Annotated in this window: 8 protein-coding genes; all 8 read left to right on the top strand. The window is 57.1% G+C overall.

Annotation, left to right across the window (positions count from 1 at the left end):
- Position 1: 1 nt before the first annotated feature.
- Entirely contained in the window at positions 2–478 is a 477-nt protein-coding gene (locus tag KTJ78_RS03950; protein WP_217132837.1) for a hypothetical protein, read from the top strand.
- Complete coding sequence (locus KTJ78_RS03945) at positions 475–1,491, top strand: hypothetical protein (RefSeq protein WP_217132835.1); 1,017 nt, start codon at positions 475–477, stop codon at positions 1,489–1,491. The genes KTJ78_RS03950 and KTJ78_RS03945 overlap by 4 nt, the downstream gene beginning before the upstream one ends.
- Entirely contained in the window at positions 1,488–2,642 is a 1,155-nt protein-coding gene (locus tag KTJ78_RS03940; RefSeq protein WP_217132833.1) for an alpha/beta hydrolase family protein, read from the top strand. Before KTJ78_RS03945 ends, KTJ78_RS03940 begins: the two co-directional genes overlap by 4 nt.
- A 95-nt stretch (positions 2,643–2,737) precedes the next feature.
- On the top strand, positions 2,738–2,935 hold the full coding sequence (locus KTJ78_RS03935) for a helix-turn-helix domain-containing protein (protein ID WP_217132831.1): 198 nt from the start codon (positions 2,738–2,740) through the stop codon (positions 2,933–2,935).
- A gap of 184 nt (positions 2,936–3,119) precedes the next feature.
- Positions 3,120–7,130 carry an Eco57I restriction-modification methylase domain-containing protein gene (locus tag KTJ78_RS03930; RefSeq protein ID WP_217132828.1) on the top strand — a complete coding sequence of 1,337 codons (4,011 nt, stop codon included), beginning with the start codon at positions 3,120–3,122 and terminating at the stop codon, positions 7,128–7,130.
- Complete coding sequence (locus KTJ78_RS03925; RefSeq protein WP_217132826.1) at positions 7,127–10,570, top strand: helicase-related protein; 3,444 nt, start codon at positions 7,127–7,129, stop codon at positions 10,568–10,570. The genes KTJ78_RS03930 and KTJ78_RS03925 overlap by 4 nt, the downstream gene beginning before the upstream one ends.
- Positions 10,570–11,688 carry a DUF3320 domain-containing protein gene (locus tag KTJ78_RS03920; protein WP_217132824.1) on the top strand — a complete coding sequence of 373 codons (1,119 nt, stop codon included), beginning with the start codon at positions 10,570–10,572 and terminating at the stop codon, positions 11,686–11,688. Before KTJ78_RS03925 ends, KTJ78_RS03920 begins: the two co-directional genes overlap by 1 nt.
- Positions 11,689–11,707: 19 nt before the next feature.
- Positions 11,708–13,591 (top strand): DUF262 domain-containing protein, encoded by a 1,884-nt coding sequence (locus KTJ78_RS03915; RefSeq protein ID WP_217132822.1) that lies wholly within the window; start codon positions 11,708–11,710, stop codon positions 13,589–13,591.
- Positions 13,592–13,610: the final 19 nt, after the last annotated feature.

Raw genomic sequence — 13,610 nt, 5'->3', positions numbered from 1 at the left:
CATGAACATCGATCAGGAAGTAGCCATCGCACTCGCGGGCTTGCACCTGGGCGAGCACTTCACCTTTGAAGAACTTACGGGCGCGGTGCAGCGCCTCCGTCAGCGAAGAATCGTAGTCGCGGAAGTTCCTGAAATTGGGGAATCTAGCGGGCTCTGCGCAGTCTTGTTATTTTCCGACGATCGTGACGTGATCTTGCATGCACACAGCGACTCCGCGCTACACACTCAACAGTTTGTGCTGCACGAGTTCGCACACATCATCTTGGGTCACTGCGAAAACGATAGTGATGCTCTCGCAGGCAACATTCCAGATACGCTCCTGCCAGATATTCCCGCGGAATTGCGTGTCCGAGCACTCGCCCGCGGAGATGTAAGCACCGAAGAGGAGATCGCGGCTGAGAGCCTCGCGGACCAGCTTGCGGCGAGGATCCGCGGGGTTGCGTTTGCCGAGACGAGTTACACGGAGATATTCGGGTGACCCAGGTGCTTGTGTCCTGCGTCATGTGGGCGCTGGTTGCAAGCCTGCTCGTTCTCCGTCGTCGTCGCGCCGATCACAGCATCACCTATGCGTCAACGATCATCGCTCTCGCGATGACTTTGAACATCGATCCCGTCTATCTCGCTCTCGATCCGCTATTTGGCGGCACCAACTTCATCACGCTTGCCGGGGACATGCTGCTCATGACCGGCCTGTACTTTCTCGGTAGAGGTGTCATGCGAGCTGGAGAGTACCGGCCTCGACTCGTGCGGATCGCCATCAGCTTGCCCACGCTCCTCATCGCTCTCGTTTGCGTGGCCACGATGTTCAGTTTCGCGGACCGAGGTCACACCACCGCCACGTTCATGAGCGATTACGGAGAACAGCCGCTGGTCGGCGCATATTCGATCACCGTGTTTATCTACTGTGGCGTCGTCCTTGCCGCGATGCTCGCACTGGCTATCGGTCAATGTCGGATCACGCAGGGCCTACTGCGCGTCCCAGCAGCGCTACTCGCGATCGGCGCAAGCTGTGGAATTGCCCTCTGCGCCACGGTCGTCTTCATGGATGTCACGCATGTGATCGGAGCCCTCGATCTCATGCGCCTTGTCGATGCAGCCTACGGGCCGCTCACCCTCGCAACATTCTTGTTCCTGTGTGCGGGCTTCGTAGCACAGCCAGCCACGCCCGCAGTGCTGCGTCGTCTGCGAGGAGTGCGCACGGACGCCTTCCTGATGCAGCTTGACCCAATCTGGCGTAACGCGACAAAGCTCAGACCAGGCTTGAGCAAATGGCACCCCGCCTCAGAGGTATTCGAGGACCCAGAAGCAAAGCTGTATCGACATGTCGTGGAGATTCGAGATGCAATGATCGATCCACGTGTCGCCTTCGAGATCACCCCTACCGATCTCGCGCTGCTTGAGCGAGCCGAGAATCACCTCCTGGTACGGGGTACATCGTCCGTGAAATCGACACGGTTCACCACGACTGACCTTGACCAGGCGTTGAAATGAGAAAGAGAAGGATCGTCGCGGCGAGCCTGAGTACTGCGGCTGCGATACTCGGCGCCGAAATCGCTGCGCTTGGTTGGGGTATTGCTCGGAAGCTCACTGCACCAATCGGGCCGCGCGACTTCAACCTCACTGTGCGTGGTGTTGAACAAGCTGACGGACAGTCGCGTCTTGTACTCGATCGCACTCAGGGCACAGAAGCACAAGGCGTCTACAACCTCTGGTTCGAACGCGGTGGCTGGGTGCAGCTCGGAAGTGAAGTCGAAGACCGCGGACCCAGGCGCATCGCGCGAACCATCACCGGAGCCTCCGATGGATTCACTCCGCGAGCAGGAGATCTGGCCTCGTGGAGTGGCATCTACTACGCATCCCCAGCAGACGCAGGGCTTGAACACCGAGACAACGTTATTGTCACGCCAGTCGGCCACGCGCCTGCCTGGCGAATCGATGGCGATCTTTCAACGTGGGCCATTCACATTCACGGCCTCGGCAGTTCCCGAGCAGGTACGCTTCGCGGCGTGCAGGTCGCGACCGAACTCGGCTACACCTCGCTCGTGGTCACCTACCGAAACGATGGCGAAGGCCCACACCTCGGCAACGGCCGATCGATGCTCGGTGTCACCGAAGTCGAAGACATCGATGCTGCAATCGGTTACGCGATCAGGCGCGGCGCCAAACGAATCGTGCTCTTCGGCTGGTCAATGGGCGCTGCGATTGCGCTGCAACTTGCACACCGCGCGGAGTATCGAGATCTGATCGTCGGTCTCGTGCTTGACTCACCAGTCCTTGACTGGCGGTCGGTGATCCAAGCGAACTGCAAGCGCGCCGGGCTGCCCAGCAGTGCAGGCGCACTCGCGATGCCATGGTTGATGAGAGAAAGGCTTGCGCGCACGGTCGGCCTGCCAACGGCCTTGCCTCTCGAAGATTTCAACTGGTTGAAGAGGGCACACGAACTTGAAGTCCCGACACTGATCCTTCACGGCACCCGCGATGGCTCGGTGCCGTTCGCAATGCCCAAACGCTTACGGGACCAGCGCCCAGAACTCGTCACTCTTGAAGCCTTCGACGCTGGTCATACCCTCAACTGGAATACCGATAACGAACGCTGGCATAACACGGCAGCAGACTGGCTCGGCCAGCGCATAGGTCACTGAAAACCACATTCACCCGGAAAAACCCGGCCCAATCGGCACAACTTCGATATCATCGGCAGTGACGGCCCGCAGGGGCCGGTGAGGGAGGACCAAACGTGACTGAGCCGTGGCTGTCTGCTGACGACATCGCCGCCCACCTTGGCGTCACGAAGGACACCATCTATACCTGGATCGCCGAAAAGGGCATGCCCGCCCACAAGATCGGTCGCCTCTGGAAGTTCCAAGCCACAGAGGTCGACGACTGGGTTCGCAGCGGTGGTACAGCCGCACCAGAGGTGCCCAAACCGTCCTGACAATCCGCCCGAAGAGCCGATTGCGACATCAATGTCGGTGGTCGCCCATAGCCTGATCAAGGCCCAACCCAGAAAGGATACGTCGTGGACAAACTGGATCCCGTAATTCCGGTATCAATCCTTGGTCTGTGTATTCAAGGGCAACAGGCGAGCCCGTACTAGTTGTGATTGAGATAGGTAAGTGATGTTCAAACTCGTAGCCGAGCAGGCGCCCGTCTGGCGCGACAATGATGCCCCTTCTGGAATCACGCTTGGAAAGATCTACATCGGTGCTGACCCTGACGGTCTTGGTGGGTTCCAGGTGGCGGTTGCCCACTCCGCTACACAGCCGAAGCGTGAGATTCTTTCCGGCCTCTTCAATCGCCGTCGTGGCAAAAAGCAGATCTCCCTCGTAGTTGTGGTGACCTACGGTGAGACTGCTTATTTGTATGGTCCCGATCCACAGAATGTCATGCTGCAGCTACCTGTGTCGTTGGCCGAGCGATACCTGCAGTCGGTGCTTGATGAGCCCGACGATCTTGCAGCACGGCAACGTTTTTCGAGTTATCAGAAAGCACTCGAGACGACGACGATCTCTGGTTTCACGAACAGTGGGCTTTTCGCAAGCCATCACATTCGTGAAAATGTACCCAAGCGTTCCGACTGGGCAGATTTGGCCGAGCAAGCCGCGCCGTTGCTTCATCAACGAGGTGCCCGCCTGGTCGAAGCTCTGGGGTTCAAGTCGAAGGTGGGAGTTGGAAACACGCTATTGCTTTCTGCCAGCACTGACGCACCGCAGGCTGTCGCAGTGCTGCTTGATGAGACTGAGCAGTTTGATACGAAGAGCCCGCGCTTCCAGCTCACTCCGGTAGCTTTTGGCCTCAATGTCACGTCACGTCTAGAAGTGCCATGGTTATTGGTACTGCGCAAGGACCAAATCCGGTTGTACCCGGGCCGCGATGGAGTGGGAGTCGGGCAGAAAGGCCAAACGGAGACGTTCTTTGAAGTTGATCTTTCAACCATCGATGACAAGTACTCAGCGCTACTCCCACTCATTTTTTCTGCAGCAGCACTCGAGAAACAAGGTACGGCCACAGAACTGCTCGAACAGAGCAACAGATACGCCACAGCACTCGGAACGAGGCTTCGCGAGCGAATCTACGATGACGTAGTTCCACCGTTGGCTAAGTATGTCGCATCGCAACTACCGAAACTTGATATTCAGGTTGATCCCGAAGGGCTATCAACCGCGTATCGACTAACATTGCGCATACTTTTCCGTTTGCTCTTTCAGGCTTACGCAGAGGATCGACAACTCCTTCCTGCAGGACGAAACGAACGTTATGACGCAAACAGTTTGAAGACGATCGCGCAACGTGACATGGAAACTGACGTCGCGAGTTTCAGTCCTGATGCTGCATCGATTTGGTTCGACCTCGTGCAAGTCTGGAACGCAATAGACCAGGGAAATCCGCTGTGGAATGTACCTGCATACAACGGAGGTCTTTTCGCTGCTGACCCAGCGAGAAGCATTGAAGGGTCGTTAATTGCGAAGCTCAGTGTCCCAGACTCGGTACTTGGACCTGCGCTCAAAAGCCTGCTAGTTGACATTAGCGAAGACGATGTTCCGGGCCCCGTTGATTTCCGCTCTCTGAGCGTTCGCGAATTTGGAACCATCTACGAGGGTCTGCTTGAAAGCTCACTCTCGTTAGCGGATACAGATCTCACTACTGACAAGAATGATGCTTGGGTTCCGGCAAAACCCGATGAAGTGGTAAAAGCCCCTCGGGGGAGCGTGTACTTCCACTCCGCTTCAGGTGAACGTAAAGCCACAGGGTCATATTTCACCCCCAAGGTGGTTGTTGACCACCTCATTGATCGGTCGGTCAAACCTGCTCTCCACAAGCACCTGCAAAAGATCGACGGTTATCTACGCTCAGGTGATGAGGTGCGCGCGGCACGCGAGTTCTTCGACTTCCGTGTCGCAGATCTTGCAATGGGATCAGGGCACTTCTTAGTCGCAGCAGTGGACAAGATCGAAGCGATGATGCGCAGCTTCCTCACCGAGCACGATGTTGCAGGGGTTCGTCAGGAACTTATTCGTCTTGCAGGTGTCGCAAAAGACATGCTCGGTGACGACGAGGTAGCAAAGGCTGAAGTGGACGAGGTGAGCCTGCTGCGTCGTCAGATCGCCAGACGCTGTGTCTACGGACTAGACATCAACCCACTTGCAGTGGAGCTGGCGCGACTTGCGATATGGATCCATACCTTCGTTCCAGGTTTACCAATGTCGAACCTTGATCATGGGCTGGTCTGCGCCAACAGCCTCACTGGTATCGGCACGGTTGGTGAAGCGCTCGACGCACTGCAGCCAAAGCGCGACCCAGGTCAGGTTTCATTCTTCGATGAGATCATCTTGAACGGCTTGGCGACCTCCAAGGTGCTTCTCGTTGATCTCGCCAATGCAGATGAGGCAGATAAAGCGCAGGCAGAAGAAGCCGCTCAGCTGCTCACTGACGCTAGACAGGCCGCGGAGCCAACCCGCAAGATATTTGACGCGGCGGTCGCGGCTCGCATCGGTAGAGTAGAGGCGGGCACCGTGCTCACTGAAGAAGATCTGACCAGGCTCACGGAACAGCGTGAAGTCGAAGAGGCCACACAACAACTCAACCCTGCACACATGCCGTATCTCTTCCCTGAAGTGTTCATTCGGGAAAACCCTGGATTCGACGTGCTCCTCGGAAACCCACCCTGGGAGAAGCTCCACGTTGAAGAACACCAATGGTGGGGGTTACGGATTCCTAAACTGCGAGGACTGCGACAAGCTGCAAGACAGGCAGCCCTCAAGGAATTCAGGGCAGGAAGGCCCGATCTGGAAGTTGAGTATCGGCAAGAGATTGAGGCCGTGGATTTGCAGCGGAGTGCTGTCGCATCCGGGCCGTTCCTCGGGCTTGGAGCGGCGCACCTTGATCTCTATCAGGCATTTGCATGGCGCAACTGGCAGCTGCTTCGAGAAGGGGGCAGGTCCGCGGTCGTGTTGCCTCGCGGTGCACTCTCAGGCTCGGCGCTCGCACGCTGGCGTCAGCAAGTCCTGGAAGAGGGGTCGTTCGCTGACGTTTGTTTCCTCATCAACACCAACAAGTGGATATTTGAAGGAGTGCATGGCCAGTACACCGTTGGACTGACGGTGGCGGAACGGGGCGGTGAAAGCGTAGTGCGATTCGCGGGCCCGTTCGGCAACGAGAAGGACTTCATCGAACACGCAGCCTCCGTCGCAGAGGTGCCCACCACAGAGTTTGTTGAGTGGTCGTCAACAGCGGCGTTTCCGTTGATCCCTGACCCGAAGTCAGCTGAAATCTTCCGGTTGATGAAGCAACAACCCCGCTTCGATGACGCGCGGGAGGACTGGGAGTTCCGTCCGGTCCAAGGAGACCTGAACGCGACGAGCGACAAGAAGCTGCTTGAGTTTGACGTTGATGATGCTCGGGGTCGTGTTCCCGTGTACGCCGGAGCATCCTTCAACCTGTGGGACCCAGATGCGGGCGACCCCTACGCCTACTCCGGACCCAAAGTCTTGCGTGCACACCTTGAAAACAAGCTTGAGCGTGCGGTGCGAACAGCGAGGTCCGCCTACTATCGAGTTGATTTCGAGAACGGCGAATTGCCATTAGACCGTCCTCGCATCGCGTTCAGGGACGTGACAAACCAAACAAACACCCGCACAACTATCGCGACACTTATCCCACCGGGGACCTCGGCGACTCACAAAGCACCTGTGCTTGTTCGACGGCAAGGCGATGAGCGCAGCGAAGCGGCGCTACTCGGCATCATGGCTAGCATTCCGTTTGACTGGTTCATGCGTCGTTGGGTTGAACTCACATTGTCCTTTGAACTCCTGAACGCTAGCCCAGTTCCATCGATAGATCTGACCTCCCCATGCGGAGCAAGGGTGGTCGAGATCGCCGGACGACTGGCGGCTGTTGACGAGCGTTACGCCGAATGGGCCGCAGCTGTAGGTGTTCCTGTCGGCTCAGTTGATTCCCCCGCTATGAAAGAAGCTCTCGTGACCGAGCTCGACGCGCTCGTGTCGCTGCTGTATGAGCTTTCCGAAGATCAGGTCGAGCATGTGTTCTCGACATTCCATCGAGGTTGGGATTTCGAACCGAGGTTAACAGCGGTGCTCGCACATTACCGGGCGTGGAAAGTGAAGCAATGACCCACGACTATCTACCAGCGTTTGCTACGAACCGCCCCGACCTTGGGATGACGGTTGGCAGTGAAGTCACGCGACTGTTTCGCGCACTTCGAGAACATGCTGCCGAGGCGCCGCCACTTGCTATCGCGACCGCCTACATTAACCCTGCAGGGTTCTCGGTAATCGCTGACGAACTAGAACAGGCCCCCCGGGTTCGACTGCTCCTGGGCGCAGAGCCCGACCAAGACGCGGTCCGCGCACTTGCGGCCCAAGACGCTGACTACGACCAGAGAATTGATGCTGCACTGCACACCCATGAGGCATGGTTGCGCGTGGAACGCGACACTATGGGGTTTGATCGCGAAACTACTAAAGAAGCGAAACGCATGGTTGAGTGGCTTCGCGCCGTCGACCCGACGGGTAAAGCAAAGATTGAGGTGCGGCGCTACACTGACGGGTTCCTCCATGGAAAAGCCTTCATTTCAGATCAGCCCCCGATGCGAGCAGTGCTCGCAGGATCAAGCAACCTGACCTATGCGGGGATGAATCTCAACGCTGAACTGAACCTTGGCTACCCCGCAGGTGACCAGCACCATGCCGCGAAGGTTGTCGACTGGTTCGAATACTACTGGCGACAAAGCGACCCCTACGATCTCGCCGCGCTTTATGAACACCAGTGGGATGAACACCAACCCTGGAGCATCTTTCTTCGGATGCTGTGGGAACTTTACAACGGGCACCTTGACGAAGAAAGCACCCCCGTCACCGCCTTTGGGCTAACACAGTTCCAAAGCGATGGCGTGGCACGTATGGAACGACTGCTCGACAGCCTCGGAGGCGTGCTCGTGGCTGACGAGGTTGGCCTCGGCAAAACTTATCTTGCCGGTGAAATCGTGCACCGGGCCACAGAAGAACAACGTCAGCGAGTACTCATCATCGCTCCTGCCGCGCTCAAAAAGGGCATGTGGGAGCCATTCCTAGACAAGCACGGGTTTCGGCTCACCGACGTCTACTCCTACGAAGAGATCCGCAACAAGATGGATCCATCGCACAAGGACTATCCACACTTTTCAGCACGAATCGAAGAGTACGCACTGGTCGTCATTGATGAAGCGCACAACTTACGAAATGCAGCAGCTGCCAGATCCGAGGCTGTTGACCGAGTGATTCTTGGAGGCAAATATCCTAAGAAGGTCGTGTTGCTGACGGCGACACCGGTAAATAACAGCCTCACTGATCTTGAAACCTTGATCAAATACTTTGTGCGAGACGATGCACATTTCGCAGGGATAGGAATCCCAAGCATTCGCCAGTACATCCGGCAGGCTCAAGCACTTGATCCAGAGAATCTCACCCCTGAGCACTTGTTTGACCTAATGGATCAGGTAGCCGTTCGCCGCACCCGAAAATTTGTCAAAGAGCAATACCCGAACGAACAAATCACCGGTCCGAACGGGCAACCCATGCTGATTCGGTTTCCGCAGCCAAAGGTGCGACGTATCGATTACGAACTCGATGCGAGCGCAATCGAACTTATCGACCGCATGGTGTACGCGCTTGATCGCCCCGATGACGAAGACATCTATGCCTCATACGACCGGCGCACCCGCGACCCACACCGACTCATGCTCGCGCGCTACACATCGAGTGCATACTCGATCAACCGTGAACTTGAGGGGTATCAGATCAGCAACGCCGGTCTGCTGCGATCCGCTCTGCTAAAACGTCTGGAGAGCAGCCCGCAAGCGCTACACAGCACGCTCACCACGCTTATCAAGACACATGAAGTATTTCTTGCGGCGCTCAACAAGGGCTTTGTGTTGCAAGGCGAGGCGCTCAGAGAGTGGGGATCCTCTGAGTCGGATGACCTCGACACGTTTGTTGCAGAACTTGACGAGGATGATGCGAGTGACGCGATGCCTGCAAGTCTTTTTCATAGCGACGCGCTTACTGAAGATGTGCAAGGGGATCTCGTACTGTTGGATGAGCTACGTGGGCTCACGGCTGCGACGATCGCAGACGGCGAACTCAAGTCTGCGCGTCTCGTGACAGAACTCACTCGCATCGCCGAAGCCTCGCAACGGGTCGATCCCCGCGGCGTTCCTGCAAGTGACAGACGAAAAGTGATCGTGTTCTCGACTTATTCCGACACAATCACTGCGCTCCACGAAGAAGTCTCCGCAGCTGTACAGGCCGCGCCCGAAGGGTCACCCTTGGAGCTTTACAAGAACCGTGTAGCGCCGCCAATCATGGGCGCATATGCGTCTGTGCAACGCGCAGGGAAACACGGTGGTGTCGACATGGGAGGCCGTGCCGCAACCATTGAAGGATTCGCGCCAGAAACTGCAAGTCGACTTACGGATGACGGTCGCCCCACCGCAGAAGATAAGTTCGACATCCTACTCACCACAGACGTGCTTGCTGAAGGTGTGAACTTGCAACAAGCCGGGCAGATGATCAACTATGACCTGCCCTGGAACCCCATGCGCATCGTGCAACGCCACGGTCGCGTTGACCGTATCGGCAGCAAACACGACACTGTGCAAATGGGGCTGTTCTTCCCCGCAGAACGTCTTGACGAACTCCTCAAACTCGAAGCGACACTCGAACGAAAGCTCGCGCAAGCTGAAGCTGCTGTGGGCACGGGGCAGGTCCTGCCCGGCCGAAAAGCCGGTACCGAAGTGATTCTCGCCGACAGAGATGATGCGATAGAGCACATCGAAGAACTTCTCGACAATCGTGGAAGCAGCGCGGCACTCTCTGGCGAGGAGTACCGGCGCAGGCTATACAACGCGTTCCAACATGACCCGGTACTTCGACGAGAGATCATTGATCTCCCTTATGGCTCAGGAAGTGGCTTCGAGAATCCACACGTTGCTGGCAACGGATACGTGTTCTGCGTCAAGATCGCAAACCACCCACAACCCTGGTTTCGGTATGTAGCGGTGAATGACGACTGGACGATCGACTCAGAAGATGCACAAAACGTCAGCACCGATACGCTGCAGAGTTTGGTGGCTGCCGATCCAGATGACGCAGATCGACCACGGTGGATGAACGATGAGGTCTACGATCGCGCCTTTGATGCCTGGCAACTGGCCAAGCAAAACGTCTTCGAAATGTGGCAAGACCTCACTGACCCAAACAATCTCCAGGCTGACGCGCCTAAGTCGTTCCGTGACGCATCGGACCTGGTTCGCGAGCATGGCGGGTTTCTTGGAAGTGAAGAGCAGCGCTTCCTACTGCGTCAGCTGCGCAGTGTGCCCTCTGCGAAAGTCGCAAAAGCCGTGCGTGCTGCAATACGTGACGGCAACACAAATATCGACCGAATCTCACTTATCGCAGCTGAGGTTGCTGCAGCCGGTATCCAGCCGCCTCCCAAGGTAGAACCATTGCCTGACATCAGCGAGGGTGAAGTTCGCTTGGTTGCTTGGATGGCAGTGAAAGGAAAGGCTGAGTAGTGAAGTTCAACCCTCGTGGATCCGTGCAGGACGGTCTCGATCTGCTTGCTGGTCGTCTCAACGTCATCATTGCTACTCGGCTGTCCTCTTCACTACAAGGCTTGGAATGGCCCGTCATTCTGCGGGAGCTGGATAACGCCAAAGGATACGCAAACAAGCAGTACTCGCTCTTGGATCTTCAAGCGCAGTTGCGAATGCTGACAGAACGACTCGGAGGGCTCGGCTTCCCATTTGATGATCCGCGGACTCGAATCGTGAGCACCCTGGGCAGCGAGTTAAGAATCATGCGTAATCGCTGGGCTCACGGAGACGAACTCAACATACTTGATGCCTGGCGCACGCATGACTTTGTCGTACGGCTGCTCGAGCACTTCAACGATCGTGAAGGTCTCGTGCGCGCCGAGAAGTTGCGACTGGCGGCGCTTGAAGAGGTTGCAAGAGAATCTGGCGTCACGAGCCCGCCAGTTTCGGCGGATGTGATTGTTCCGGTGGCGGTAACGGCTGAGAGCGACCCCGCAGACGAGCAGATTGATCCTGCGCCCTCTGACGAGGAAGTGACACCTGATCCGAGCATGCTGATTCGCAGGAATGCAGCGGAGACACCTCGGATCGGCTCTGAGCGCTCCGCGTTCGAGGCCTGGACCATCGTGCTGGTGGGAGACACTTCAGTGCTCGACGACCTACCTAAGAAGGCCGCCAAAGAGCAGGTCAGGGCTGTTGCAGTTGAGATTGCAGAGTTCGAAGGACCGATCCATATCGATCGTTTGGCTGAGTTGGTCGCGGCATCGTTTGGGATGAACAAGCTCCACTCCAAGCGTCGGGGACAAATTACGCGACAGATTGCTGCGTCTGGTCTGAACGTGGATGCAGACAAGTTCGTATGGCCCGATTCGATCGTTGCTGGCACCTGGGCAGAGTTCCGCCCCAACGGGAGCGACGTGGATCGTCCATTCACCCGAATCAGCCCGGTAGAGATCAGAAATGCCGCTCGCTTCATCGGAGAAGGGAACCCGGCAATGAGTCGTGCTGATCTTGAAGCAATGACCTTGCAGACGTTCGGGCGCAAGCGCCGCACCGCGCAGTTCGTAAAGCACCTTGCACGGGCACTCGACGGCTGAGACAGAAAGTATCAGGCAATTGCAACAACCGAGTAAAGCAACCGCGACAGAACTGTTCGAGGGTCGCAAACACTACGTGATCCCGGCATACCAGCGGCCGTACGTGTGGAACGAAGAAGACCAGTGGGCTCCACTATGGGACGACATCCAGCGCGTCGCTGAGAGCCACCTTGTGGCTTCCTCAACGCCGATCAAGAGCCACTTCCTCGGAGCGGTAGTGTTTGAGCTGCTTCAGGCGGGCAGCGCCGCAATCACCGAGCTGGATGTCATCGACGGACAACAGAGGCTTACCACCTTGCAGCTGCTACTCGATGCGGTCCAGGACGTACTCAACAAGAACGGGCATGAAGAAGAAGCTGAGCGTCTTGAAGAGCTGATCCTCAACAAACAGGCGGTCTACAGAGGAACGCCACAACGCTTTAAGCTTTGGCCGTCCCAAGCGAACCGCGCCGAGTTCATCCATGCGATGGACCCAGCTGAACCAGACCCGGGCGAAACCGGTCAGATCCAGGGCGCCCATGATTTCTTCAGCGCAGAAGCAGAACGCTGGATTGCCGGGCTCGCCGATGATGATGGCGAAGTGCCGCCGGGGAACGCTGCCGAGCGTGCAGAACAGCTGGCAGAAACCCTCGCTAGCCGCCTCGTCGTTGTCGCCATCGACCTTACGGGTGATGACGACGCGCAGCTAATATTTGAGACGCTCAACGACCGCGGTACGCCTTTGCTAAAGGCCGATCTGATCAAGAACTGGGTGTTCCGGCATGGGCAGAAGATCGGTGCGGATGTTGACAAGTGGTCGCGCACGTTGTGGGAGGACTTCGACACGGATTGGTGGCGCGAGGAGATCACGCAGGGGCGTTTGAGCCGCTCACGCGTGGACATTTTCCTGCACTACTGGCTCACCATGCGTATGCGGGACGAAGTGAAAGCTGAACTGGTTTTTCGCACTTTCGTTGAGTATGCGACACCGCTCATGGACACTCCAGCGACCGCCGAAGATTTCTTGACCGAGCTTCGCGCCGACGCAGATACCTACCGAGGTTTCGGGGACCTAGATACGCAAACGGCGGCCGGGAAGTTCCGGAGTCGAATCATCGAGACGATGGAACTCGCTGCAACGACGCCGGTGTTTCTGTGGGCGATCTCTCCGAACCACCGCCTTCCGGATGAACAGATCGAGATCGGGCTCGCCGCACTGGAGAGCTGGATCGTTCGGCGAACGCTACTGCAGATGACTTCGAAGGACTTGAACAAGCTCGTTGTCGCGTTGTTAAAGACCTTGTCGTCAGTGGAAGTGAAGCAGGCGGGTGCTGAGATTCGTACGTTCTTGTCACAGCAGACCGCCCACACGCGCGAGTGGCCAAGTGACGAGAAGTTCATAGCCGAGGTGGGCTCCAAGCGACTGTATGGCTACATCAAACAGAACCGTATCGCCGTAGTGCTTCGCGCGGTCGAGGAGTATAAGCGTGCGCAGGATTCGAGGTACGGTGACGTGCCACTGCCTGTTTCGATGTCGATTGAGCACGTGATGCCGCAGAAGTGGCGTGAACATTGGCGGCCCGCAGTTCAGCTCACTCCTGAGCAAGAACAGCAGCGCGATAGAGCGGTACATACGCTCGGTAATTTGACGCTCATTCCGCAATCGTTGAATTCGTCTCTTTCGAACCGGCCTTGGACGGATGCAGAAGCCAAGGATTTGTCCCATGGCGGGCAGCCCGGGCGTGGTAAGTGGAGCATCCTCAGCCAGTTCAACCTGCAGGTCTTAAATAAGGAGATCCTCCAGCATCAGCAGTCTTGGACGGAGCAAGACATCGAAGATCGAGCCGACGAGCTTGCTCGCGTGATCGCCAAGATCTGGCAGGGGCCTGAGCGGTCAATCAGAGACAGCGGCGAGGCTGAGTGATATTACCCGCTCACTGAGT

Source organism: Leucobacter chinensis (assembly GCF_019049105.1).
GTDB lineage: Bacteria > Actinomycetota > Actinomycetes > Actinomycetales > Microbacteriaceae > Leucobacter_A > Leucobacter_A chinensis.
This window is presented reverse-complemented; position numbering and strand designations above follow the sequence as displayed.

Excerpts from the sequence above, each read along its gene's own strand:
- KTJ78_RS03950 (WP_217132837.1), top strand. The coding sequence starts at position 2 with ATGAACATCGATCAGGAAGTAGCCATCGCACTCGCGGGCTTGCACCTG.
- KTJ78_RS03940 (WP_217132833.1), top strand. The coding sequence starts at position 1,488 with ATGAGAAAGAGAAGGATCGTCGCGGCGAGCCTGAGTACTGCGGCTGCG.
- KTJ78_RS03930 (WP_217132828.1), top strand. The coding sequence starts at position 3,120 with ATGTTCAAACTCGTAGCCGAGCAGGCGCCCGTCTGGCGCGACAATGAT.
- KTJ78_RS03925 (WP_217132826.1), top strand. The coding sequence starts at position 7,127 with ATGACCCACGACTATCTACCAGCGTTTGCTACGAACCGCCCCGACCTT.